The sequence below is a fragment of the Paenibacillus tabacirhizosphaerae genome, from assembly GCF_040812395.1.
GTDB lineage: Bacteria > Bacillota > Bacilli > Paenibacillales > NBRC-103111 > Paenibacillus_E.
Genome location: NZ_JBFNXH010000009.1, coordinates 101380 through 126554 on the forward strand (window position 1 = coordinate 101380; position 25175 = coordinate 126554).

Here is a 25175-nt window from a genome sequence, read left to right on the forward strand (position 1 = left end):
GCGCGCCTCCCCGTTTCCCCCTGTGACCCATCAAGCCATAGGCATCTATTCGACAGCATGAAGAGCATCCGCTTCCGTCGCGTAGATCGAGAAAATAGCACTAAACCCCGACATGTCGAACACTTCCTTCACATGCTCATTCATATGAGCCAAGGCCAGCTTGCCTTGAATGACCTTAATCATTTTCGCCGCAACGAGCAAACTTCTCAGGCCAGCGCTGCTAACATAGTCCAATCCCTGCAAATCAAACACGAATTTGCCTGTTCCCTGCTCAACCAGCTTCATAAAGCCGGATTCCAGGCTTCCGGACGTGTTCGCGTCCAATCTGCCTTCCAAACTGAGGACAACCACGTCCCCTTGCATTCGTTCCGTTAGGTTCATGCCATTTCTTCCTCCTGGGCCCGGCGTTTTTTCATCATCACTATATTTTCATCATACAAGCGTTCATAGCGAATTTCATCCATCACTTGCCGCACAAAGTGAATACCGAAACCGCCAATCCCCCGTTCGTCAAGCGAGCAATCGACAGAAGGGCTTGGGTTCAAAAGCGGATTAAAAGGCACGCCCCGATCCGTAATCCTCAGCTCCCAGCCATCAGGAACGAGCCCCACATCGATACGAATCGTGTGCATGCCTGCTTCTTCCTGCGGGTAGCCGTATGAAATTGTGTTCGTCACCAGCTCATCACAGGCTAAATTGATCTGAAACAAGGTGTATTCGTCGAGGCTAAGCGCTTCTGCAAGAGAACCTATAAAGGCGTTCAGCCGCTGAAGCTCCTTGAGATCATTCATGATTACAATCGATGACGAAGCCATCCTTACCGCTCTCCTCTATGCCATTTTCAAAAGCATATTCTCCAGCAATCTCACCCTTGCGCTCGAGGCATGCAGCAAACCGATTCCGATTTCCGGGTATAATCTCACTAAGCGCGACAAGCTTTCACCCTGCAGCGACAGCACCCTCACCTCGTCAAAAATAACCTGGGCCGTAATCGATGAAGGCGTCCCGTCGAGCGCCGTGGTTTCACCCAAGGCCTGTTTAGGCCCTAGAACGCCTATCGTCACGGCTTCGCCAACACCGGTCTCATTACTCAGCTCGACATTCCCCTCGATAATCAGGTACATGGCGGCATTACTTTCTCCCCGGCGCAATAAATAGGTCAAATCCGCATGCACCTCTTCGGTTGCGATACCCGCGATGAGTCCCAACTCATCCACAGACAAATCCGCAAAAAGCGATACCTGCTTCAAGAAAATTACTTTATCCAGCATCGTTAAAAACTTGCGATCCTCTTTCATCTCATCACGCTCCAATGTGCTTAGTGCATAGACAGCGACATCTTTAAGCCATTTGTCCGACCAAAGCTGAGCTTCATGCAAAATATCCAATGGTTCGGCTTGATCTATACCACTGCTGTTCTCACCTTGTTTCAATAATGCAAGCAGCGCTGATGCTAATCTTCGGTCGCCCAAGCCTTCGGCAAGCACTTCCAGACCATTTTCACGGACTTCTTCGTCTTCATCCTGGATCACTTCGCGCAGTGTCGTTACGACACGCTCGTCAGCCAAATGGATCATAACGGCCCACGCGCCGCCGACCAGCGCCTTGTGCAGCTCCCCGCAACGCTGATTGGCTAATTCGGCGAGCCCGTTCATCCCCAGCTTAGCCAAAGCGACGGGCAAAGCCTTTTCTTGCGTGGAAGCCAGCATCCGGCTCACACAGCGTTCGACAAGCTCCGTTCGCAGTTTATTTTCATCCAGCAAGGCAGCAAGCGCGGTTACCGACGCATTCCAGATAAAAGGATTCACATGGTTTACGCCTTCAAAGAGCGCCGCTAGTCCCTTATACCCGATATCGATCAAAGCTTGAAGAATAGCCTTCCTTAACTCCTGATCCGCCAAAGGAACCATTGAGAGCAGCAGTGGAATCGCTTCTACATACCGAAGCTTGCCGAGACAGTGCGCTGCTGCTACTTTGACAGCAGGACGGTGATCATCAAGCAAGGACATCACCCAGGCTGTATACGAATCGAGCTTAAGATCCGCTACCGTTTGGCAGCCATAGACGGCCCACTCTCCGCCGTTATCGAGCATTTTGATGATAGCCTCATCACAGGCCTGATAACTCTCTTCGCTTTTAAGCGCGTAAAGCGCTTTTACCCCTTCGTGCACCACTCTGGGGTGCGTGTCGAGCAGCTTCACTCGTATGAAAAAGTAGGATTGGCTTTTGAGATGCGTCGCTTTGGAAATGAGCTTCACACTCTCAGCCCGCACCTCCGGGTCTTCATCTTCAAGAAACGAGGCAACCTGCACGAGATCCTGAACGGTTGCGCCTTGCAAATTCATCGCCCGCAGCACCGCGATGCGGATTCGCGAGCTTTCTTCGCCGATCATGCCGATCAGATGAGGCAAAAAGGCGGAGTCCTTCGCTTTGCCGATGACCTCCAAAGCAAGCTCCCGAATGTAATCGTTCGGGTGCTTCAAGTACCCAAGCATAGCCGACAAAGCTTTGGAGCTGCGAATCCCCCCGATAAAAGAGGCTGCGATGTCCGAAAGGTCGGTATGCAGGGATTGAACGCTTTTAACCAGCTCACGAATGTATAAATGCCTTCCATACCAGGCTACGCCGACCAGAACAGCTGATAAAATAACGCCAATCCATGCAAGCGGCGACAGCGCAAGCCAACCGAACGAATGCAGGATCGACAGCAGCGATCCGATCAAAATGCCGCCCGAGGCGGCCAATCCTTGAGCAAAATACCGGTAACCGTCCCGCTGGGAGATCGGCATCATTTTGAAGAAAAGCTGGTAACAAGGCTCCGCAATGTAATAGAGCAAAATATAGAAGACGGCGTAGGAACCCGACACCATCATGAGTCCAACCGGCTGATCCAGGAGCAGCGCCGTCAATCCGAAGCCGCCGAAGAAGATAACCGTAATGACCAGCAGCATATTGCTGGCGCCGAGCCAGTTCATCAACCGCGTGGACACCGTTTGCAGGATCAAGCAAAAAGTGAACTGAATGGCTGTAATCATCCCATAAAAGGATGTCAGGTCACGCTCCTGCGGGAAATGCGCCTCCGCTGCGGTAAAGTATTGATACTCGATCATAAAATAGACCGCGGGCATGAGCGTCATCAACGCAACCGCACAAAGGAGAAACGGACTGCGCAAAATTTGCTTCACATAATAGCCGGACGGCTGAATCTCTTCTTCCGCATTAGCAGTTCCTTGCGCTTGCAGGCGTTTATCTTCCTTAATCGTTAACGGCGCCAAATAACGCGCTAATGCTTTGCGGAAAAAGACGTAGCCGCACACCATGAGTACCGGAGCCAGCGCATATACCGCTTCCGTTCCGAACAGCTTTCCAATCTCATGGGCGAGCAAACCCGCTGTAATGCCTCCTATCGTCGTCGAAGCGATGAATGCCGGCATTAACCGCTTCGCCTGCTGTGTCGGGCACAAGTCAAAGGCTGTGCTCCACAGCAGCAGTGTCAACTGCCTCACGACGAAGTTCGAAGATAAGAACAGAATCGGATAATAGTAACGAAAATCAATCCCGCCCAGCTTAAAGCCAAGCAGCACAACACCGTTGAATAGCAGCAGCCCGATCATGATCAGATAGAGCGTGGTCATCATTTTGGCCTTGGGCAGCCAATTCGTCAGCTTCGCGAGCAGCCAGCCCTCTGCCGGCATAATCGCCGCTTCCACAATATATACATACGGCAAATACTGAACGCCAAACCGTTGGTTAAACAGTGCCATAAACGCCGTATAGTTCAAGGACTCCGCAATGCCGCTGAAATAGAAAATCGGGAGCATCATCCAGAGCTTCCTCATATCTTCTCCGCGCAAACCCATCCACTTGATTAAACTTCCTTGCATACCATCAGGTCCAATCTATCATTTCATTTGCCCGCTTCACCGGACAGCGGTTTGTAAAAGGCAAGCCTAGCTTCGCCATCGTAGTAATAGTTCGGATACGTACCGATCAGTTCAAAGCCGTTCGCTCGGAACATACGCTGAATCGGCTCATATTCCGGCAAATCGCACGTATACGTCAAAATGTACCGCCCTTGCGCAGTTCGAATAAAGGTTTCCAAAGCCTGAAACAATATCTTCGCAAAACCGTGTCGGCGGTAGTCGCGATGCACAACCAGGTAATCCCACAAAAATCCTCCCGATTGGTGCTCGTTCTCCTTGCAGCTGGTTACAGCAACCACTTCGCCGGCCTCATTCTCGATAAACCAGTGACGGTGGTTGCGCTGCATCAGGCTTTGGAGCGGAGCATTCCGGAAATGCTCCACCTCGCCCGGTGTATGCCGCTGGTCATCGAAAGAGTCTGGCGACAAGTAAAAATTTGTAATTCTCAGCGCATCTTCTTCCGTCGTTAATTCTTGAACGTTCATGTCCAGGTCTCCCCTTTCTTCATGAAACAGATAACGTTCCGTTCCAATCCTGGGTCGTCCCCTTTTGGAAGTATTCGTCACATTGGTAGAAATAAAGCTGAGCCGCCTTATCCTGGCGGTTTTGCTTAATCACCATCAGGAACGCTTCTCTGGCATCGTAGAATCGCCCTACTTGATAATACGTTACGGCCTGCTCGAATAACGCTTTGGTTCTGTCTTTCAGAACGCGCACCGTATCCGGGTCGCCATGGTAACAATCGAACAAATGAAGCGGCTCTTTCATGCCCTCCATCTGGATTAAACCAAGATTCCGATAATGGAATTGACCAGGCTGCTCCAGCGCTTGAACCACGAATTCCGTGATGAGGATGGACGCTCCGAGGGGCTCAGTCATTTTTTCCAGCAGCGTCGCCAGGTTAACGCCGTCCGAAATCACACTGCCTTCCAAACGCTGCTCCTCGCCGATAATGCCGAGACGAAGCGCGCCTTTGTGCAGGCCAATGCCGAGGTCGAGAGGCTGGTAGCCTACTTTCGCCCGATGCGAGTTGTAGATGTCCAGCTCCCTGCGCATCTCAATAGCCGCCAACAGCGCATCATCCGCCTTATTCGGAAACAGCGCCATAAAGCCTGCGCCGAGATATTTGTTGACCAGTCCCTGATGGTTGCGCACATAAGGTCCGAAACGTTTCAGAAACGAGTTCACAAAGTTAAAGTTTTCTTCAGGCATCAGCCGTTTGGAGATTTGATAGAAGCCTCGGATGTTAAATATCAAAATAGACATGTTCTGCTCCACTTGATCGCCCAGCTCTACATCGAGAATGCTCTCTTTGTTCAGAAAGCGCAAAAACTGCTGCGGCACGAAGCGATAGTAAGACTGGCTGTAGTCCTCCACTTTTGTAATATAGTCGCGAATGCGTGCAGCCATCGTATTGACGCTGTCACCCAGATCCGACACTTCATCCCGCGTGTTAATGGTCACAACTGTATCCCAGTTGCCCTTGGCAATCTCGCCGACACTATTGCGCAGCTTGCGGATCGAAGAGAGCATCACATACGTCATCAACATCAGAACGAGCAGCAATCCTATAGAAATCAAAGCAATATTGCGAATAATCGATTGCAAGACAACTTGGCGATGCTTGAGAATGCCGTCCAAATTTTTGCTAGTTTCAAAAACGCCAACCACTTTGCCCGATGAATTGAAAATAGGCGCGATGGCATATCTCCATTGACCAGAGAAGTCCTCCCACTGGCCTTTGGCGGGCTTACCCTCCAATACGACCTGCTGATTCTCAGGTGTCTGTTGGAACGGATTGAACATATGCATGCCGTCATCGTCTTCCAGGATACGATAAATGATGCCATCCTCATACTTGTACACGGCTTTGTAGAAGCCCCCATTATCATCCTGGGTATTATCATCGAAAACCGCATTAATCTTCTTGCGGAAAGATTGATAGACCGGTCCTCTATAATCAAGCGGGGAAGAGAGACTTTCCAGCTTGTCTCCGTCGATCAGATTCTGCCCGTTTTTGGCCAGCAGCGCGAGCTCGCTGAATGTCTCTTCTTCCATTTTATCGGAAAAACTAGTATAGATGACGGTTGAAAGCAGAATCATCGAACCGGCGATGACGGGAACCAGAATAAGAATCTGCTTCATCATCAGCGGCAAGCGACGCTGTAGAATATTAAAGAAAAGCAATTTAATCGCATAAAGCACAAGGAGAACAGCCACCACAGCTGCGCACCAAACAAGGATGCCATGCGTGATTTCAGCCTTGCTGTAAGTTCCATTCACCATGGGAGGCGTAATGGTTCCATCCGGAAGACGGCGGTTAATCTGTGCAGCTTCGACGATAATCAAGCTGTCATCCGGCGCGATACTGCTCGTCGTCGCATCAAAGGAAAGCCCGGCTCCGCTCGTTTTCACTTTCTCTTCCGTTACAAGCCCTTCAACCACATAAGGCTGCTTGGGATCATACCTTGAGATCGTTTTTTCATTGAAATCAATAAAAACTAGCCGCCCTTGATTATCAAGATGCAAGCTCTCTGGGAAATTGCGTCGTGTCCGGTCAAGACCCGGCAGAGGATACACCAGCTCCGAATGCCCATCGGCATAGGCGCGATAAATTTCACCGCTGCGGGTCGAATAGTAAATGTCGTCAGGCTTGTAGCCATCTGCCTCTGACACATATTTATTCTCTGGCAGTTTAACCGAATAGGCCGGCAGAGGGCCGCCAGCGATATCGCCGGCAGCTATTTTGTAAAGTGTCAGTTGATCTACGCCGTCATTGAAGAAATAAAGCATGCCTTCTTTTACTTGAATATTGCGCAGGCTGCCCAATCTGTAGCGTTTGGTGCCCTCTTCACTATACTCTTGCGTAAACATAATGCGATCTAACTGCCCGTCTGGCTTGTATCTGACAATCTGCTCCGATTTTACATGAATGCCATAAGGATCAAGCAGCGTTCGAATGGCGTACAAATAACCCTCGTCATCTGCAGCCATGTCATTAAAGCGGTACACCTCGCCGTTTTTGCCGACTTCACTGGTAATCGAGTATTGAAGGGTTCCCTTGCTGTCTAGTTTATGCATCGTTTTCTTGGCATTGTCGATGACAAATAGATTGTTCTGACGATCAGAGATCGCCTTCGATAATCCATCGAAAGGCAAGCTTTTATTAAAAGGCCATAGCGATAAACTATCCCGCTGCACACCCAGATAGGTTCCCGCTCCCCCCACAAGCAGCAGAACGAGCAGTAGAGCCGCAATCGATTTCTTCATTGCTCTTTATTCCCCTCTTAATTCGAAATCTGAATAGTTTGTGTAGGCGCATTCCAATCGACTTGCAAGCCTAACGACTCCGAAATAAAACGAAGCGGCACATAAGTTCGTCCGCCAAGAAGCAAAGGCGGAGTTTCAATCTGCATAGGCTCTCCATCGACGTAAGCTGTCGGATTATCAATGCTGCACATCACTGTCGCCACGTCCGTGCTTACTGTTACCGTGGCGTTGTCTTCCTCCCAATCAACAGCCGCCCCGAATGATTCGGACACAGGTCTGATTGGTAAATATGCATTTCCATTTATTATAACAGGAGGCGCGTCAAATTTGATGAAAAAATCGGGCGAGAGCACATTTTCCGCCAAAATGGGCGGCAAATCCAATGCTGCCGCTTGATCGGCCAACGCCTGAAGCTCCTCAGGCGTATACTTCGCCTTCTCCTGCTGCCCAAGCTGCTCCAGCAGCTTGCTGACTTGCTGCTGAACCTTCTCGTGCACGCCAGCACCCGGCGGCAGGGTCGCCAGCAGCTCTCGAGCTGCGTCCAGCTGCGCAAACAGCCCAGCCTTCGCCGTCTCCAGCTTCGCTTCGTCGACGGCGGCGATCGAGCGGGTCAGCGTCTCGACCCGCTCAGGGTCTTGCTGCGCCTGTTCCAGCGCAGCCTGGAGCTTCCGCTTCGCCTCGCCGAGCGAAGCCAGCCCTTCGGATGTGCCGTTTTGCACATCCGCAAGCTGCGCCTGCGTCGCCAGAAGCGACTGCAGCTGCGCTGCCGCCGCCGTGGCGTCGCCGGCGGCGATAGCCTGCTCCAGCTTCTGGCGCTGGAGCTCGGCCCCTTCGGCCAGCTGATCCTCGCTGGCCTTGGCCCCGGCGGCAGGCTCGCTGGAGCCGCCGTTGGTTCCCCCGCCGCCGGAGCCTGCGGGCGGCGAGCCGCTCTCTTCGGACAGCGATGCGATGATCGCGTCCGGGTTGTTCACCAGCGCCATCTGCTCAAGAGCAGCAGCGCTGTCGCCTTTCAGCAGCGCCTCGGCCATGCCGAGCTGCGCCTGCGCATCTTTGAGCTGCACGACAAGGTCCGCGACCTCCGCCAGCTTCGCCCCAGAGACGGCTGCGTCTTTGGCCGCCTCCAGCTTGGCGATATCTTTCTTCAGCGTATCGATATCCTGCTGAAGCTGTGCAGGTGTCTCCAAGGAAGCGATCGCGCCTGGCTTCGCAATCTCCACGGTCACTTTCAAAGCGGCAGCGGCGGCCTTCGACAACGCTGCCGGGCTGCTCGCATCGGTTATCGTGCTAGGGTCTACGGCATTATCCATGCCGAACCATACTGCCCCCGGCTCACCCGCTTGCATGAAAATCCCCTGCCCCGACTTCGCCATCGTCGCAGCCGCCGCATTGTAGGCCGCTGGCGTTAGCGCGTCCAATTGAATTTTATAGGAACCTATAATAACGGTCCCTCCTCCACTGCTGGCGCTAGCGCCCTCGCCGCTGCTGTTGGCGTTATTTCCTTTACCGTCCGTCGACGGTCCGCTGCCATCCGCCGTTCCCGCTGCCAGTTGGCCGGAGTTTCCTGCCCCTTCCAAAACCAGCTCGCCAATGGATGTATCTTTTTTATAAAGAACAACCTTCAAGTCATCCGATTTGCTGAACAATAGAGTTAAGTATCGAACCGGCTTGTTCAATTTTGCACGTTTCCCGACAGGCTTGCCCTCTTTTGTAAAAACCGCGTAATCCGTCGCTCCCAGCTTTTTACCCACTTTAATCGTAAAATCGCTTAGCAGCGGCCCTACCGCGGGCTTTAAGTTCCATGTCCCTATAGATGCTTTAGGCTTCTGCGGCTTTACTGCCGCCAACCCGTCATCAATTTGACTAAGAGGTAGAATGCCAGGCTTTAACGTCTTTTCTACAGCGCCTCCCGTATCCACATTAAGCTTGCCCAGCGCCGTTTTGTAAGTCATTTGCGCCATCAAAATTTGCTGATCCGCCTTCGCGACGGCCTCCTTGAAGGCTTGAAGCTCATCCGTTTTCATGAGACCAAGCTTCTGTTTCATGGTTGCCTTATCCAGGTCCGTTACAGCATTCTCTTTGTTTCTCAATGCCTGCGCGTAGCCCTCCTCCGTGCCTTTCGCTTCCAAATAAGACTGCCTGACGGCGGCGATTACGCCATTGCGGCTTTCTTTTTCCTTCAAAACTGCCTTGTTTTGTTCCATGGTCGTGATCGGAAGCGCATCTCTCAGGTCGTCCAGATAGCGCAACCCGTCATATTCGCCCTGGAGCAGCGATTTCGGAATGGGGATGATGCCAAGCAGCATGAAATAGCCTTCCCAATCCTGTTTAACACGGGAAAGCGTCGTTTCATAATTAGCCGTAAAAAGCTCCATATCGATGTCTTGAGCTTTATACATGCCATCCATAACCTTCATCCGAGCTGCGCCGAACTTCGAACTATACAAATCCCGTGCCGCATTCAGCTTCTGATCCGCTAAACGCCGATCTTCCGTATCCTGCAAGAGGCTGGGCGTCGTCTTCAGCGCACTTACGATGTAGGATGGCAACTGCTTCTGATTCAGATCGCCATAATCCGGTTCAAAAGACAATTGCAATTTATTTTCCATCTCCAGTTTCAGCGTTTGCCCGAGTGCAAGCCTGCTCCCTTTGGCTGTAAGCTGAGCTTGCTTGTATTCTGACACTGTCTTTTCCAGCGCTTTAGCCGCATCTTCCTGCTCAGCCGGATCAGCGAGCCCATAGCTGCGCTTTAGCTTCGCTGTATCAACACCCTTTTTGGCAGCTTCCCATTTCTTCCTAGCGATCTCTTCGCTCGCCGCGTCTTGAAAAGCTTGAAGATAGGCTTTTTCGACATCAAATTTGACCGTCGTCATCGTTTGCCTCAGCGTTTCTTGAGCCATGTACAGCTGCTTGCGCGCCTCTGGCACCTTCATTCTCGTCGTCAAATCCTGACTCAAATTGCGCGGTTTGGCAAAAAGCCCCGATGCTTTGGCTTCCTCGGACTTCACCGCATGCTGTGCCTGTTCAAGCTCCATTTTTTTCTTCAATATATCCATCTTCACATCGCGAAGCTGCGGGGAAATCTTCAGCCCTTGATCGACCGCCTCACGCATCGTCAACGCTTTGACTGACGCCGCTTCCACCGGCTGTGAACCTGCCCCGCCAAACGTCGACGCAACAATCATCAGCGCAAGCCCCAGCCTGACACATTTGCCAGCTACCACCATGAATCCCTCCGCTCGAACTCTCTACTTTCATAGTACAATATCTCCTTCACTCCCGCACCCAAATTTTTGGGAATCCTATCGGATCTAATCGAATCTAGTATTAGATTGCCGGTTATTTACTTTTCTAGTAGTATTAAAGTAATCAGCCGTGTGATGCGGCTCAAGCCACCTTACATGTTTCTTCGAATTTCAACTCGACTATATAAATGGGAGTGTTCCGTATGGGTAATCTCGTATGCGGCGGAGCGATGCTTCAATGTTCATTCGGGGCTGCGCCCAGCTCGCTGATGGTGCTGCCGGCCAATCGTGTGATGACCTCCATGCCCATCGCCAACATTATGGATAACAAGCCGATGGTGAACATTTTGCCCTTCGGTACGTGCAGCTCCATGGCGAACCCGACCGTTGCCGCCGCGACAGCAGCGAAGCTGGGCGTCATGACTCCGATGCCATGCATACCAGTAACCGCAGCACCCTGGATGCCAGGGTCGCCAACGGTGCTCATCGCGAATATGCCCGCTCTCAACAATACCTCCAAATGCATGTGCAATTGGGGAGGGGTCATACAAATTCAACAACCTGGCCAAATGACAATCCAGATCCCTTAAGTCTCGAATAGGAGTGAGAACGCTTGGAAATCCAGCCGGTCAAGGCCGTGGAAAGAGTGCTGAAACCTGTCGTTGCCCCCATGTTCGGGCACGTTATGAAAATGCTGTCCCTTGTGGGCAGATTGCCCAAAATCGCCATTACCAAGGCTCAGCAGTTTCTGAAAAGAATACTGTCAACCCGCGAAGCCTCCTTGCAAAACTACGTTTTGATCGGTTCCTACTACATCTCCAAGCGGCTGCTCCTTTTCTCGGCGCTACTGATTCTCGTTCTCGTATATTTCATCTTCATTCAGCCTCCTGCGATCGTGAATAAATGGCTTCACCGCGTTCCCATTCTGAAGGAAAACACGCCGAAACTGACTGCCTTTTCCGGTACGGGCAAAGTCGTTAGCGAGCAAAAAAACGCCCGTTACATCGGCGATCTCGTCGATGGACTCTACGCAGGTAAAGGCAAGCTTTATAATGCGGACGGTGTGCTGATCTACGAGGGCGATTTCGATAAAGGGCAGAAGGCGGGCAGCGGATCGCTGTATAACGATAGCGGCGTCTTGCTTTACAAAGGGGCTTTTGCCGGAGACGCTTATAACGGCGCAGGCACGCTGTACGACGAGAAACAACGAGTCGTCTATATCGGGGAATTTCAGAACGGCAAGCTCGGCGGTGCGGGCAAACTCTTTTTGCCGAGCGGGGATCTGCTGTATGAGGGAACTTTTAACGGAGGCTACTACAATGGCCCAGGGAAGCTGTTTTCCTCCGGCGGCATCGCGCAGTATGAGGGCGAATTTGCTAGCGGTTTGTACAACGGCGCAGGTAAGCTATTCACCCCTAAAGGACAGCTCCTTTATGAGGGCGGATTCAAAAATGGCGACTATTCCGGTGATGGCACCGAGTATTACGCCAACGGTTTCGTGAAATATAAAGGCCAGTTCCTCGCAGGCGCCTATAACGGGGAAGGTACTTCTTTCGATGAGAAAGGCGTGCCGCATCTCAAAGGCGCTTTCCAGAGCGGCGTTCTCAGCGGCGCTGGAGAAGCTTACGACGAGGCGGGCAAACTCGTCTACAAGGGCGATTTCAAAGCCGGCCTCTACGACGGCATTGGGACCCTGATGGACGCAGACGGCGCGCCGCTGCTGCGGAGCTTTTTTGCAGGCGGCCATGCCAGCCTGCAGAGCTTCATTGGCTTGTCCAGCAAGAAAGTCGAAGACTTGCTGGGCAAGCCGGACGAGGTGACGCTGCAGGATGCCAGCGTCACGCTCGCGGGCCAGGAGGCGGCACTGGACGCCTCCGCGGCAAGCGCCGGCGGCGCGGGCGAAGCCGCCGACGGCGCACTGCCGGCCGCGAGTCCCGCCGCGGCGGCTGTGCCTGCAGCAGCAAGCGTAAAGCTGCTGCTGAGCTACCCCGCCTACCAGCTATCGCTGCTGGTAGAGCCGTCCAAGGACAACCCGAAGGAGGCCGTTGTCACCTCCCTCAGCGTCTGGGGCACGAAGCCGCTGGCTCTGCTCCAACCGGCAATCGAGACGACCAAGAAGCGCAACGAGCCGAACGACGAAGGCTACCGCGTGCTGGACCTGAACGTACAGGCTGGAACAGACGCCTTTACAAACAGCTACTACAAGGATGATTTCGTGTTTACGCTCACGCACTTCAATAAAGCCAAAACTGCCCACCTGCTCCAGGTGAGCTCCACCAAATAAAAACAACCCCGCCTTTTCCATTGAAAGGCGGGGTTGCTCCTTTTACCGATAAAAGAAATTCGGCCGTTTCACTTCATTCCGATAGGAGCTGTGGAAGATATGCGTCGTCGCCGGCGAGAGCGGCGGGATGAGCCAAGTCCAGTCGCCAGTCACCGCGCGGCCTTGCTTATCCTCTTTTTCCTCAAAACGCTTAAACTGCTGCGCCGCCGTGTGGTGATCGACAATCGCAACGCCTTGTGACTGATAGGAATGAAGTACAGCCACATTCAGCTCAACGAGCGCCTTATCTTTCCAAAGCGATGCCTCTCTCTGCGTGTTAAGACCCATGATTTCAGCTACACGGGGCAGCATATTATAGCGATTTTGATCAGCGAAGTTTCTCGCTCCAATTTCCGTACCCATATACCAACCATTGAATGGCGCTGCCGGATAAGAGATGCCTCCGATTTCTAGCCGCATATTGGACACAATCGGCACAGCATACCACTTCAGCTGAAGCTCCTCAAACGCCGGTATCTCCGGATGGGCAATATTCACTTCCATCACCAATTGTTTCGGAATTTCGAACCATCGCGGCGTTTGCTGCCCAATCTGCACGAGGAGCGGCAGGATATCGAAGCGCGTTCCTGCCCCGTTCCACCCAAGCGATTGGCAAATCTTCGTGATTTCGAGCGACGCCGGGTCGCCGAGTAGGCCATGATCCGTCTCATAGCCTGCATAACGGATTAATTGGTCATTATAAATGTGAAACCTGGTCTCGATCCCTTGTTCCGGAGGGAAAATAGTGATGACCGGGCGAATTTTGCCGCCATTCGTCGCTGTCTCAATATGCTGGAATAACGCCTCTGCCATTTGAGCTTCCGTTTCAATATGCCTGGCATCATGAACCCGCAGCGTTTCCCAGAACAATCTGCCTATGCAGCGATTGCTGTTTCTCCACGCCATTTTGGCTCCGTGCAGCAGTTCTTCACTTGTATGCTCGTAGTGACTTTGATCTCGAATTCGCTGCTTCACCGCAAGAAGACGAGCCTCCGTTTCATCGGAAGCTTTACCTAACTCGCCGTAGCATTCAACAATAAAAGCTTGAGCTGCTTCAAGACTTTGAAGCTGGTGCTTTTCTTTGCGCAGTTGGTCCTTCATATATACAACTCCTATCGTTGTTAAGATCGGACCTGCAGAAGCACCTTGCCCGTGCTCCGCCTGCTTTGCGCGCAGCAGCCGCTTTTGTTCGCATTTCTACAGTGCCAATCACGTTGCCCGCGCCCAATATTTTTGGCGATCTAGGTTGCCGTTGTAGCTACTTCTCTTTCTATGACGGACTTCATACTAGGCGCCGAAACGATCCGGTAAGTACTCAATTCGGGATTGCGCCACAATGGTCAACTGCCTGTTCTCGTCGGAATACGTGACAGGACCTTCCTGGACATAGAACCATAATTTCCGTGTAGGCTCATTCTCAAACTCTTGAAAGACGAAAACATTAAGTTCATCCTTCCATTTCAGCAACTCCTCTATGCCTTCACTCTTCGCCGTCTGCACAACGAAAATCCAGCTGTCTCCATCCTGTTTCCATGAATAGGGGAGCGGTTGTTTCCCTGTATCAATGAAGGATCGGCCCCCCACTGCATGCTTGACCAAAAAGGTTTCTTGCATTTCGTCACCTTCCTCAGACCTATCTTTTAGGAAAATTCGCCAGGTCATATGCCGCGATTGCTCATAGTCAATTTTCCCCCTGTGTAAGCGTTACTCCGTTTTCCTCACGGCAATTACGGCAAGTCAATCAACATAAAATGCGTATCTTCTATGGCCGTAAAAGCCACCTTCGCTTCATTTTCCATTCGCGCGCTATCTTTCGTTTCAAGCAGGGTATTGTTAGCGGACAGTTTTCCTGCCACAACGAAAAGAAATAACCGCCGGTTGTCGCCCTGCTGGAAGTCCAACTGCTTGCCTGCCTCCAGCTTGCTCAAGAAAATGCTCATATCCTGATGGATTTTGGCCGCATATTCAGAACCTTCCGGCGTTACCACAGGCAGCAGCTCATTTCGCATAGCTTCCGGCTGGTAGCTCACGTTCTCGAACGAAGGCTCCTGTCCCCGCTTGGCTGGCATAAACCATAGTTGCAGCAAGCTTAGCGGTTCCGTTTCCGACGCGTTATACTCGGCATGAATCACACCGCTTCCCGCCGACATCCGCTGAACGCCGTTTGACCCCGTGACCGCTACATGGCCGAGGCTATCTTCATGTTTAATGGCCCCGCTGAGCACGATGCTGACGATCTCCATATCGCTGTGCGGATGCGGCCCGAAGCCTCTTCCCGCCGCAATGTCATCGTCGTTGCACACACGCATCACACCGAAGCTTGTGTTCGCTTCGTCGAAATAATCGCCGAACGAGAAGCTTCGATGGCTCGTCAACCAGCCCAGATCCGTCGTACTGCGCGTTGCTGCCGGAAAAATTTGAATCACTCACACCGCCTCCTTATCTTTCTTTAAGCTTAACATATACGAGCTGCCCAGTACTATGTCGGAACGATGTCTGTGATCTCAGCCGGCAACTTACACACATCCAGATCCGACTCTAACGTCCAGCATAAAACTTCAAGTAGTTCTCCACTTGACCAGACCAATACACACCATCATGCTTGCCGGCATTCAAATGATATTCAGAAGAGACACCCTTCTTCTGCAGTTCTTTATATAGAACCTCAGCCCCTTCATAGAATTGAAAACCGTCCTCGCTGCCACAGTCGAGATACACCTTTAACTCACTAAGATTTTTGGCTTTAGCCAATTCAATCGGGTCTCGTTCTGCGCGCACGGTTTCATCTGGATACAGCCACCCTTTTAAGCCTTCCGCGCCATTCCATGTAGAGAGCCAGACAGCCGGGCTATGTCCGCCAACTTTGCTAAACAGATCTGCATGTTGAAAAGCCGTATATAAACTGGCCCATCCACCCATGGACAAGCCTCCAATGTAACGTCCGTCTTTCGATGTAATTGTTGCATAATGGCTATCGATATAGGCTATCGTGTCCTTTACAAGAAAATCTTGATATCGTCCTTCTGCCATACATTCAGGACAAGATTTCCTCGTGACCTCGGAAGTATTTAGTCCATAACTATTATCATATTTCATTGAGACGATAATGAGCGGATTGATGCTGCCTTCTTTAATCAATCGATCTGCCGCTTTATCTGTTCCCAATCCCGGCAACCAAGCACTTTCATCTCCCCCGTATCCATGCAAAAGATACAAAACAGGGTACTTTTTGTTTGCGCTATAATCGGGTGGCAGATACACATGGAGCGGCATGTCTTTATCTAAAGCTTCACTATAAAATTGGATCGCATCTAGCCGCGGAGATTGCGAGAGCGTTTTCACAACTTCCTTTGGTGAAGCACTCGGAGCAGATGTCTCAGACGCTCTCACCTCTTTCAAGCTCACTTCTTGGCTGGAGCAGCCCACGATCCCTAAACAGGCAAATAGAAACAGACAGGCGTATACCCCTTTTCTCAAAATAATACCCATGTTACTCACCTTCCTTCATCTAATTTTTCTCCTAAATTGTACCAAAAATTCTACGCCTTAATAAGGCCTATGGAACAAAAAAATTCAAGCGCATCGATGGCTCTCTTGATTCGTATCCATGCCGGAACAGTGATTCCTTATTGCAAAATATAACCCCTTCTCCCCAGGAAAGGGATCGTAGATCCTCTATTTGCTTTCTTTGGCTTGAAAAACAAGCTATTTATAGGGAATAGGGTACTCACGTTCCGCGAAGTCAACATGTAACCGATTGCAAACAAATATAAGGTACCTCATTTCCTCGAGCTGATCGTTCCACATAAAATTCCCTGCAACCCGACTCCCCTCCCATATTTGCCCGATACATATTATGATATTATTGGCAGAAGGGAGGGAGCCAAATGAGAAAACTAATTAGTGCAAGACTATCAGCTCAATTACTAATCATTGCCAACGTACTCTTGCTGCTCTTACATATTTTAATACTACTGCGAATTGTTCCATACGAATTCATCTGGGGCGGACAAATAAAGGATTCTTCATCACTAATCATCTTCGAGATTACAGCCATATGCTTAACAATGGCATTTATTTTCATTGTCTCCTTGAAAATCGGTTATCTATTCGCCGGGAAATTCAAAAGAACCGCCGCTATTGGCATTTGGATCATGTTTGGATATTTAGTGCTGAACACCATCGGAAACTTGGCTTCAACTGTTACGGCTGAAACCTTCATATTTACGCCAATCACGGTTGGCATGGCGCTTTTAGCCTTCAGATTAGCCACTGAGAAACCAATTGGTCTAAACCCATACATTTGAGCATGGGAAGGGAATTAAATATGATTGGATATGGGCTTCCAACCGCTGTTAAAGTCGTGTTCTTTGAATATTCAAGGTGGTGCGAACACGACTTTAAAGGCGGCCGCTATCGCTTTTCCACCCCATATCCATTCCCTCTTCTATTCTACTCTGCATGGCCTTCTACTTCTCTTTTAACTGACCTGTCTTCCATCCGGTATTCCTGTCTATGAACACCCCTGTAAGAGTACGATTCCGGGTGCTTTTCGCATCAATAAGCTTCGCAAGAAAGCCGAGGAGGTACTCCGGATCGCCAATTCCCCATGCACAACGGTATAGACGGAACTACGATGCCTTATTCCGCGAAAACGTTCCCTTTCTCCCCCTGAAGAGGAACTATGGTTCGTTAAATCAGCGAAACTGTGTCTAAACCCCAGCATTTCCTGCTCATAAAGTGCTGTAGTTCCGCGAAATGTCCCAACAACCGAAAATATCGCCGCATAACGCACCTACGTTCCGCTCACCCGTGCAAAAACACGATCTATCGCAGATCGAGGCCGCAAGGCGGTATTTCAATACTCCAAACCACTGTGGCACTTCCGGATCTTCTACCTCCATCCTGTCAAATACGCGTACCACATAATGCGTGCGGAATCTCTCCGCTCTGCGGGCTCGTTCTAGCCTGAACTCCCACCGCGATATGGGCTTGCTGCATAGCAGCCATCCTACTGCTCACTGCGCAATCTATCCTGCACTTCCAAGTAAAATACTTGAAGAAATTTTTTGATGTTAACTTTGCACTTCTCTGGCTTCTCGTTTTCATCGATTTCTTTCATTTTCAAGCGTATATCCTGAAATTCAAAATAAAGCGGCGCATAGTGCTCGAACTTCGGGTTGCTGTAATCGGTCAGCCCTATGCTCGCTATGTTCGTTAAAGCTGCCATAACCGTACGGCGAATGCGCTGTTCCACTGCTTTGCCTTCCTTCTCTACATCCGCTTCACCCACTTTATGGCTCCGGGCCGCTGTTTCATAGAGCTCTTTAAGCGGCGGAAGGCCGTCCGCTTTATGATGGCGCGTCAGATGCTCGATAATGTCCATCAAATCCCTGCTGCCGCTATCGCCGATGATGCCCATATCCATGAGAATGGGCTGCATGATTTCGCGTGCGCTGCGCTTTTTGCGAGTGGTTTCCAGACCAGAGCTCAGCATGCTTAGCTTCGTTAACGACTCCTGGATTTCATGGAGAGAACGGCTAATTTTCCACTGCTCATTCACTTTGGACAGTACAGCTTCCACTTCGATTTTATTAATCGGCTTCTGAATGTAAAACTCAACCCCGGCTTGATAAGCCTTGCCAATCATTTCTTTATTCTCGATCTGCGATATCATCACATATTTCCCTAGGAATCCGCGTTCTTTCAATCGAACAATCGTCTCAATGCCATCTTGATCTGGCATGAGCAAATCGATAACGACGACGTCCGGGGTTGTTTCCAACAGCACCCTTTCCCCTTCACTGCCGCTTCCAGCCGTTCCTACAACCTCGCCAAGCCCGCCTTTTTCAATGATCGTTTGCAGCATCAGCCTGCTTACCGCATCATCATCGACAATTCCGAATGACAGCATGATCTCTACGCTCCTTTTTTCAACGTATCGGTCAACAACGTAATGACAAAGGTCGTCTGTGAAGTCTGTTCGCCTGACTGCAGATGAATGTCTCCACCCCACGCGTGGACGATGTCCCGAACATGGGAGAGGCCTATTCCCGTAGCGGCGAAGCCATCCTGGTTGAATTTCGTCGTAAAGCCAGGCTCGAAGATCATATCCTTATCTTGTGTGGAGATACCCTGACCCGTATCCGAAACGATAAGGACTGTCTCTGTGCCCTGTGCATAAGCACGAATCAGAATAGTCCCTTGTGTCCCTATCGCTTCTACGGCATTGGATACAAGATTATTCAGAACCGTTAAGATCGGTATAAAGTGATCCGTCAAAAAATCCGTGCGCATTTCGCTGTGAAACTCGATCGCTTTGCCCAGCATGCCACTGTAGCCGCGATTTGATTTGATAGAAAAATCTACAATGTCAGACAGCTTCATTTCCGAAGCGATACCCCGGTCGAATAGCTTCAATAAACCTGCTAGAATGCGCTGAGAATCTTTTTTCACTTCATGAATTTGCTGCGTAATTTCCAAAATAGACCGCGAATAGCTTTTAAGCCCCGAACCGTTTACTCTTTCATACAGATTGTGGCTTTTTGCCGTTATTTGCTCAATCGTGTTCATGGACTTCTGTAAGTAAAATACTTCCCCATACAAGCCGCTATTCGTGTTCAGCATCTGTTCAATGCGCTTCTGTTGTTCGCTGTGCAGCACTCTCATTTGAGTAATCGTAATGCTGCTGTAGATCCCAACGACAAAATAACTGCGTACGACAGCCGTGATCGCGATGAGCATCCACTGCTCCGTGTACATGTAGGGTGTATGGAAAATCAAACTTCTTGCCAACAATTCCAACTCGTTCGATACCAAATCAATTGCCGATAAACATCCGCCCAGCACAAAGGGGTGAAGTCCCTGCCATTTTCTTTGAATCTGGCTCATGGCAACGCCATAGGCAACATAATACAACGTGGCTGACAAATGCGTCTGCACACTTCCGTCAAACGAAGACCATCCAGCCGAGGAAATGCCATCCTCTATGGTCCGGAAGAGCAGCACCGTAATCCCGGTTATGGTACCCGTGTAGGCATAAGGCAGATGTCGCATGAGAAGCAGACACAGGACAAAGGCGCTGCTGCCCAGCCCGATTCGGAATACCTCACCGCTGAAGGGAGTTATTTTGAACTCCCCGGCTATGGACGTAACAATCGCGACGAGAATCATTTGCAAGATTTCGTTTTTCATGCGTCCCAGCACCTCATCCCCCTTCTATAAACCTATTGTAAATCAAGAAGGGATATCATTCCTAGGTACTAGAGGAGCTCTCGAATCTGTTCGGATGCTACACCAGTTTCGTCTCCCACCGGCGGGCCGCAAGTGACAGCGCATAATTGACGGCGAAGTAAAGAATCGCTACCAGCAATAAAATCGGAATTGTGTAGCTATAGCTTTGGCCAATCACAATTTTCGCATGATGCATGAGATCCGGAAGCGAAATCACAACCGCTAAAGATGTATCCTTCAGCAACGAAATGAATTGACTCACAAGCGGCGGCACCATGCGGCGCAAGCCTTGCGGAAGCACAATATGCCATAGCGTTTGTACAAAGCTCAGGCCCGATGAACGTGCAGCTTCAATCTGCCCTTTATCAATGGAATTCAGGCCGCTTCGCACAATTTCTGCAATCATGGCACCTTCGAACAAGGTAAGCGCAACAATCGCCGAATTCATGACACCAAGCTTAATCCCGATGTCCGGCAAAGCGAAACGAGCAAAAAATATGATCAATAATAACGGCAAATTGCGAATAATCTCAACGAATATACCTAAAATAGGCGCCAAAACAGGCAGCTTCGTATAACGAATCGTTCCCACTATGCACCCTACTGCAAAGCTTAACACCATCGAGATTAAAGCTACCTTCAAGGTCATATAAAAGCCTTCCAAAATAAATCTTATGTTATCAAACGAAAAAGCATGTATAACATCCATTTGTCCACCTCCCAAGTAGGGTACCAAACTCCGTTTCAATCTGTGCGGGCCAGCTTCCGCTCCACATGCAGCGCAGCATAGCTGAGAGGAAGCGTCAGCACCAAATACAGCACGGCCACAAAAATATAAGTATCGAACGTCGCATAGGTTTCGCTTGCAACCTGATCGCCGAAATACATTAAATCGAAACCGGCAAACACGCCAAGCACAGACGAGTTCTTAACCAGATTAATAAATTGGTTGCTCAGCGGCGGAATAACGATTTTTACAGCTTGCGGCAAAACAACGTGCCACATCGTTTGGATGTAGGTCAAACCTGATGCGTGCGCAGCCTCTGACTGTCCCTTGGGCACCGACATGATGCCAGCCCGAATGGCTTCAGCGATGAAAGAGGCCGTGTACACCGTAAGCCCCACGGTTCCGCAAATGAAACCGCTTAGCGTAATGCCTATCGAAGGCAAGCCGTAGAAAAAAACAAAGACAACAAGCAGCAGCGGAATGTTGCGGATAAATTCCACATAAGCAGTTCCGATCCACACAAGCGGCTTTACGTTCGAAATGCGGAAGATCGCAATAAGCGTCCCAAGAATGAAGCTGCCAATCAACGCAATCACGCTGGCAATAATCGTATTGCCAAAGCCCTTCATATAGATGTCAAAATAAGTGGTGAAGATCGAGAAATCCGGCATACGCTCCCCCCTCTATACAGAAGATGGGTGGCCGCTGCCACCCATCTCTTGCTTCATCAACCTTATTTGGATGGCACTGTACCGATCCACTTTTCATAAATTTTGTTGTACTCGCCGCTTCCTTGCAACTTCTTCAACGCTTCATTCACGGCTGTTTGGAGAGAGGATTCGCCTTTTTTCATGGCAATACCGTAAGGCTCATCTGTGAACGGCTCGCCAACCACTTCGAAGTTCTTATCCTGAGCCATCATGCCGTACAGAATCGCGTTATCTGTCGTCAAGGTCTCGCCTTGACCCGCCTTCAGCGCACTGAAAGCGTCTTGATAGTTATCGAACTCAAGTACGTTGACATCAGGCACTTTGGCTTTGATATTCGCAACGGATGTAGAACCCTTTACAGCCAGCACTTTGGTTGCTTTTTTAATATCCGCGATACTCTTGATCGGGCTGCCCTTTTTCACGAGCAGGGACTGGCCCGCTTTGAAATACACATCAGAGAACTCTACCTGTTTCTTACGTTCTTCGGTAATCGTCATTGTCGCTACAATCAAATCAATTTCCTTGTTGTCGAGCATAGGGATCCGCGTTTTGGAGGTAACTTCCTTCAACTCGATTTTCTTCTCATCCCCGAGAATTTCTTTGGCGAGCGCTTTGGAGATATCCACGTCGAAGCCTTCTACCTCGCCGCCAGTCGGGTTCTTCAAGCCGAACAGCTTCGTATCATACTTCACGCCAACCACCAGCTTGCCTCTGCTCTTGATTTCATCCAGCACCGTTGCGCCGCCTGCCGGCTTCGCGCCGCTTGGAGCACTGCTGCTTGCAGGACTGGCCGCAGGGGTGCTTGTCGCCCCGCCCGTCGTTTTTGCTGCAGTTCCACACCCTGCTAATACGAATACCGAAGCCATCATAAACGCAAACCCGCTTGCCATCCATTTTCTTTTCATCATCTTCTCCTTGCTCCCCTCTATTTGTTTAATGATGTAACACCCGATTCAGAAACAATCGTGCTCTCTCCTCGCGAGGGTTAGAGAAGAATTCGCCCGGAGGCGACTCCTCGACGATCTGCCCTTTGTCCATAAAAACGACGCGATCCGCCACGTCCCTGGCGAAGCCCATTTCGTGCGTAACTACAACCATTGTCATCCCCTCGTGCGCCAGCGCCTTCATCACATCGAGCACCTCGCCGACCATCTCCGGATCTAACGCCGAGGTTGGTTCATCAAATAACATAATTTTCGGCTTCATCGCCAGCCCCCTTGCAATCGCTACGCGCTGCTGCTGACCGCCGGAAAGCTGAGAGGGAAAGCTCTGCGCCTTATCCTGAATGCCAACCTTCTCCAGGTAGTACATCGCAACCTCTTCGGCTTCTTTCTTCGCCATGCCCCGTACTTTGATCGGCGCCAGCGTAATATTGTCAATGACCTTCTTGTGGGGATACAAGTTAAAATGCTGAAACACCATCCCGATATCCCGCCGCACCTGGTTCATATCCGTCTTCTTATCACTTACGCGGCATGCATTCACGATAAGCTCACCGCTTGTGATGGTTTCCAATCGGTTGATGCACCGTAGCATGGTGCTTTTACCGGAGCCCGAGGGACCTACAACCACGACCACTTCACCCTGCTTGACTTGAAGATTGATACGCTTAAGGACGTGAAAATCGCCATAATGCTTCTCCACTTGCTGAAATGAGATCAATGGAACCCCCCCTTCACTGGATCATCCATCATTAATAGTGTGAATTATTTGTTATATAAACTAACATATGATGTATTTAAATATTGCCGAATAACTATGAAATCTTATGCAATCCGACATTCGAAAATAAAAAAAGTATCCCGACGATTCGAGATACTTTCGTTTTGCATGCCTCTGAAAATATAACTATTTCTTCTCCACGATACGGCCTTCCGTTTTCGGTGAGACTGTCTTCTGCTTGATCAGCGTCTCCTCAATCAGCTCGTACAGCGTAATTCCGGTGTTGTACGCCTTTTTGCCCTTAAACATCTCGTACCCGTCGCCGCCCGCAGCCATAAAGTCATTCGTCGCAATGCGATACGTCTTGTTCACATCGAGCGGTTGTCCGCCGATCTTCACCTCCACAATCCGCGAGCCTGCTGGACTCGAAGGATTCCATACAAAGGTCAGTCCGCTAACTTGCGGGAACCGTCCGGCACCGTTCTCCACCTGCGATACGCCGTTTTCCAGCGCCGCTTTCAGTTCGCTTCCCTTAGCTTCCAGCACAACCACGGTGTTCGGGAACGGCAATACGTCGTACAACGCCTTTTTCGTGATATCTCCTGGTTTGATTTCCGTCCGTATTCCCCCGCCGTTGGTGATCGCAACATCCGCTTCATAGCCTTTAATCGTCTTGGAGCGAGCAACCATCGCATCCGTCATATAATTTCCGATATTCGACTCCTTCTTGCGTACGATGTTGCGATCGCCTTCAAGCAGCACGTCAGTATGCGCAATCGTCACGTTCAGCGATTTATCGATGGTGTCCGTCACCTGCTTGACGAGCTTGGCCATGTCGGCATCTTCGGCAACCTTCTCGTCATATTCCTTAAGGCTGTCAGACAAAGCCACCAGCTTACCGTTCAAATAATACAAGTCGGCCCGGCCGAGCGACTTGAAATACTCCCAGTCCTGCACAATGTAGGTGCCGTTCACGAGCTCCGGCTTGGACAGCTTCGTATGCGAATGACCGCCGATAATCAGTTCGATTCCCGGAACCTGCTTGGCGATCTCGCGGTCGATCTCAACCCCATTATGCGAGAGGACAATGATGTGCTCACCCTTGCCTTTTAATTCTGCAACTTGATCTTTCGCCGTCTGGACAGGATCGCGGAACGTTAGCCCCTTAACATTATCGGGGTGCGTCAGAATCGCCGTTTCCGATGTGACAAGGCCAATAATCGCGAATTTCTGTCCGCCTGCTTCAAAGCGGTACACCGGATCCAGCAGCGTTTTGCCATCTGCTTTAACGACATTGGCCCCGAGCATAGGATAAGGCAGCATACTGCGAAGCTTCAGGGTCTGCTCGGATCCGTAGTCAAATTCATGATTGCCAGCTTCCATCGCATTAATGCCTAACGCTTTCAGAAGCGGCAGCAAGGATTCCCCTTTGGACTGATTGACAAATACCGTGCCTTGAAACGTATCCCCAGCATCCACCAACTGGAAGTTGGGGTTTTCCGCGCGCCATTGCTTCAAAATCGTCGCGATTTTGGCATAGCCGAATTCGCCGCCTGATTTATTTTCCGTAATGTGTCCATGCGAATCGTTCATATGGGCGATGGTAACATGCGTCGTTATAGCGGCGGCCACCGCATCAAAGACTTGACCGCGTTTCACCGTGTCTCCCGCAGGCAAAGCCACGGAATATCCAGCCTTTTTGAACAGCTGGGTGAAATCGGCAGCAGACAGCTTCCGATCCGGCTGCTTCGCTTCATCAGCAGTCAGGAAACCCTGCTGAACGGCCCAAGACAACTGCGCCGCGCCCCAGTGGGCGGCACCCGGTACAGGCGACAGCTTCTGCTGGCCCTTCAGCCGAGCTATCAACGTAACGGCCTCCGCCGCAGTCAAATCGCGCTCTACGGCCAAACTGCCGTTAGCGTCGCCTTCCAGCAAGCCGTTCTTTTGCATCCATCCTGTATGTAACTCCGGTTTCACTGCCTCTGCATGTGCAGCTCCTGCAAGCAGACTCATCGTCAACGTTCCCAAAGCGGCAATGGACATCGATCGCCATGTTTTCATACACTCTCATCCTCCCATAGGGGT

20 protein-coding genes are annotated in these 25175 nt (G+C 50.6%); 3 read left to right on the top strand and 17 right to left on the bottom strand.

The window, feature by feature from the left end; all coding sequences use genetic code 11:
* Positions 1-45: 45 nt before the first annotated feature.
* The 6 genes from ABRS97_RS16960 to ABRS97_RS16985 form a co-directional block, all read right to left on the bottom strand.
* Positions 46-381, bottom strand: coding sequence for an STAS domain-containing protein (locus tag ABRS97_RS16960; RefSeq protein ID WP_367815822.1), 336 nt, complete (start codon positions 379-381; stop codon positions 46-48).
* On the bottom strand, positions 378-815 hold the full coding sequence (locus ABRS97_RS16965) for an ATP-binding protein (RefSeq protein ID WP_367815824.1): 438 nt from the start codon (positions 813-815) through the stop codon (positions 378-380). The genes ABRS97_RS16960 and ABRS97_RS16965 overlap by 4 nt, the downstream gene beginning before the upstream one ends.
* Positions 816-830: 15 nt before the next feature.
* Positions 831-3824 (bottom strand): HEAT repeat domain-containing protein, encoded by a 2994-nt coding sequence (locus ABRS97_RS16970; RefSeq protein ID WP_367815826.1) that lies wholly within the window; start codon positions 3822-3824, stop codon positions 831-833.
* 83 nt (positions 3825-3907) lie between these two features.
* Positions 3908-4408: a GNAT family N-acetyltransferase gene (locus ABRS97_RS16975; RefSeq protein ID WP_367815828.1), complete on the bottom strand. Its 501-nt coding sequence runs from the start codon at positions 4406-4408 to the stop codon at positions 3908-3910.
* Between the two features lie 19 nt (positions 4409-4427).
* Positions 4428-7193, bottom strand: a complete 2766-nt coding sequence (locus tag ABRS97_RS16980) for an adenylate/guanylate cyclase domain-containing protein (RefSeq protein ID WP_367815830.1) — start codon at positions 7191-7193, stop codon at positions 4428-4430.
* A 17-nt stretch (positions 7194-7210) separates the two neighbouring features.
* Entirely contained in the window at positions 7211-10417 is a 3207-nt protein-coding gene (locus ABRS97_RS16985; RefSeq protein WP_367815832.1) for a stalk domain-containing protein, read from the bottom strand.
* A gap of 287 nt (positions 10418-10704) precedes the next feature.
* Between ABRS97_RS16985 and ABRS97_RS16990 the strand changes: the two genes are divergently transcribed.
* Positions 10705-11025: a DUF4280 domain-containing protein gene (locus ABRS97_RS16990; RefSeq protein ID WP_367816014.1), complete on the top strand. Its 321-nt coding sequence runs from the start codon at positions 10705-10707 to the stop codon at positions 11023-11025.
* Between the two features lie 23 nt (positions 11026-11048).
* A complete protein-coding gene (locus ABRS97_RS16995; protein WP_367815834.1) occupies positions 11049-12719 on the top strand; it encodes an MORN repeat-containing protein in 1671 nt (556 codons plus the stop codon).
* A 42-nt stretch (positions 12720-12761) separates the two neighbouring features.
* Here the strand turns inward: ABRS97_RS16995 and ABRS97_RS17000 are convergent, their stop codons facing one another.
* The 4 genes from ABRS97_RS17000 to ABRS97_RS17015 form a co-directional block, all read right to left on the bottom strand.
* Complete coding sequence (locus tag ABRS97_RS17000; RefSeq protein WP_367815836.1) at positions 12762-13859, bottom strand: nitric oxide synthase oxygenase; 1098 nt, start codon at positions 13857-13859, stop codon at positions 12762-12764.
* A gap of 186 nt (positions 13860-14045) precedes the next feature.
* Positions 14046-14372, bottom strand: coding sequence for a hypothetical protein (locus tag ABRS97_RS17005; RefSeq protein ID WP_367815838.1), 327 nt, complete (start codon positions 14370-14372; stop codon positions 14046-14048).
* A gap of 113 nt (positions 14373-14485) precedes the next feature.
* Positions 14486-15184, bottom strand: a complete 699-nt coding sequence (locus ABRS97_RS17010) for a pirin family protein (RefSeq protein ID WP_367815840.1) — start codon at positions 15182-15184, stop codon at positions 14486-14488.
* A 112-nt stretch (positions 15185-15296) separates the two neighbouring features.
* On the bottom strand, positions 15297-16247 hold the full coding sequence (locus tag ABRS97_RS17015; RefSeq protein ID WP_367815841.1) for an alpha/beta hydrolase: 951 nt from the start codon (positions 16245-16247) through the stop codon (positions 15297-15299).
* Positions 16248-16645: 398 nt separating this feature from the next.
* Here ABRS97_RS17015 and ABRS97_RS17020 point away from each other — a divergent pair, with 398 nt between their 5' ends.
* Complete coding sequence (locus tag ABRS97_RS17020) at positions 16646-17065, top strand: hypothetical protein (protein WP_367815843.1); 420 nt, start codon at positions 16646-16648, stop codon at positions 17063-17065.
* Between the two features lie 704 nt (positions 17066-17769).
* Here ABRS97_RS17020 and ABRS97_RS17025 read toward each other — a convergent pair.
* From ABRS97_RS17025 to ABRS97_RS17055, 7 genes are all read right to left on the bottom strand, one after another.
* Positions 17770-18672 (bottom strand): response regulator, encoded by a 903-nt coding sequence (locus ABRS97_RS17025; protein WP_367815845.1) that lies wholly within the window; start codon positions 18670-18672, stop codon positions 17770-17772.
* A 5-nt stretch (positions 18673-18677) separates the two neighbouring features.
* Positions 18678-19952 carry an ATP-binding protein gene (locus ABRS97_RS17030; RefSeq protein WP_367815847.1) on the bottom strand — a complete coding sequence of 425 codons (1275 nt, stop codon included), beginning with the start codon at positions 19950-19952 and terminating at the stop codon, positions 18678-18680.
* 97 nt (positions 19953-20049) lie between these two features.
* On the bottom strand, positions 20050-20700 hold the full coding sequence (locus tag ABRS97_RS17035) for an amino acid ABC transporter permease (RefSeq protein WP_367815849.1): 651 nt from the start codon (positions 20698-20700) through the stop codon (positions 20050-20052).
* A 35-nt stretch (positions 20701-20735) separates the two neighbouring features.
* Positions 20736-21389: an amino acid ABC transporter permease gene (locus tag ABRS97_RS17040; RefSeq protein WP_367815851.1), complete on the bottom strand. Its 654-nt coding sequence runs from the start codon at positions 21387-21389 to the stop codon at positions 20736-20738.
* Positions 21390-21451: 62 nt separating this feature from the next.
* Entirely contained in the window at positions 21452-22336 is an 885-nt protein-coding gene (locus ABRS97_RS17045; RefSeq protein WP_367815853.1) for a transporter substrate-binding domain-containing protein, read from the bottom strand.
* A gap of 25 nt (positions 22337-22361) precedes the next feature.
* The gene (locus ABRS97_RS17050; RefSeq protein ID WP_367815855.1) at positions 22362-23090 is read right to left on the bottom strand and encodes an amino acid ABC transporter ATP-binding protein; all 729 of its coding nucleotides are present in this window, start codon (positions 23088-23090) and stop codon (positions 22362-22364) included.
* A 186-nt stretch (positions 23091-23276) separates the two neighbouring features.
* Positions 23277-25151 carry a bifunctional metallophosphatase/5'-nucleotidase gene (locus ABRS97_RS17055; RefSeq protein WP_367815857.1) on the bottom strand — a complete coding sequence of 625 codons (1875 nt, stop codon included), beginning with the start codon at positions 25149-25151 and terminating at the stop codon, positions 23277-23279.
* Positions 25152-25175: the final 24 nt, after the last annotated feature.

Excerpts from the sequence above, each read along its gene's own strand:
- ABRS97_RS16960 (WP_367815822.1), bottom strand. The coding sequence starts at position 381 with ATGAACCTAACGGAACGAATGCAAGGGGACGTGGTTGTCCTCAGTTTG.
- ABRS97_RS16965 (WP_367815824.1), bottom strand. The coding sequence starts at position 815 with ATGGCTTCGTCATCGATTGTAATCATGAATGATCTCAAGGAGCTTCAG.
- ABRS97_RS16970 (WP_367815826.1), bottom strand. The coding sequence starts at position 3,824 with ATGATGCTCCCGATTTTCTATTTCAGCGGCATTGCGGAGTCCTTGAAC.
- ABRS97_RS16975 (WP_367815828.1), bottom strand. The coding sequence starts at position 4,408 with ATGAACGTTCAAGAATTAACGACGGAAGAAGATGCGCTGAGAATTACA.
- ABRS97_RS16980 (WP_367815830.1), bottom strand. The coding sequence starts at position 7,193 with ATGAAGAAATCGATTGCGGCTCTACTGCTCGTTCTGCTGCTTGTGGGG.
- ABRS97_RS16985 (WP_367815832.1), bottom strand. The coding sequence starts at position 10,417 with ATGGTGGTAGCTGGCAAATGTGTCAGGCTGGGGCTTGCGCTGATGATT.
- ABRS97_RS16990 (WP_367816014.1), top strand. The coding sequence starts at position 10,705 with ATGGTGCTGCCGGCCAATCGTGTGATGACCTCCATGCCCATCGCCAAC.
- ABRS97_RS17000 (WP_367815836.1), bottom strand. The coding sequence starts at position 13,859 with ATGAAGGACCAACTGCGCAAAGAAAAGCACCAGCTTCAAAGTCTTGAA.
- ABRS97_RS17005 (WP_367815838.1), bottom strand. The coding sequence starts at position 14,372 with ATGCAAGAAACCTTTTTGGTCAAGCATGCAGTGGGGGGCCGATCCTTC.
- ABRS97_RS17015 (WP_367815841.1), bottom strand. The coding sequence starts at position 16,247 with ATGGGTATTATTTTGAGAAAAGGGGTATACGCCTGTCTGTTTCTATTT.
- ABRS97_RS17020 (WP_367815843.1), top strand. The coding sequence starts at position 16,646 with ATGAGAAAACTAATTAGTGCAAGACTATCAGCTCAATTACTAATCATT.
- ABRS97_RS17025 (WP_367815845.1), bottom strand. The coding sequence starts at position 18,672 with ATGCTGTCATTCGGAATTGTCGATGATGATGCGGTAAGCAGGCTGATG.
- ABRS97_RS17030 (WP_367815847.1), bottom strand. The coding sequence starts at position 19,952 with ATGAAAAACGAAATCTTGCAAATGATTCTCGTCGCGATTGTTACGTCC.
- ABRS97_RS17035 (WP_367815849.1), bottom strand. The coding sequence starts at position 20,700 with ATGGATGTTATACATGCTTTTTCGTTTGATAACATAAGATTTATTTTG.
- ABRS97_RS17040 (WP_367815851.1), bottom strand. The coding sequence starts at position 21,389 with ATGCCGGATTTCTCGATCTTCACCACTTATTTTGACATCTATATGAAG.
- ABRS97_RS17045 (WP_367815853.1), bottom strand. The coding sequence starts at position 22,336 with ATGATGAAAAGAAAATGGATGGCAAGCGGGTTTGCGTTTATGATGGCT.
- ABRS97_RS17055 (WP_367815857.1), bottom strand. The coding sequence starts at position 25,151 with ATGAAAACATGGCGATCGATGTCCATTGCCGCTTTGGGAACGTTGACG.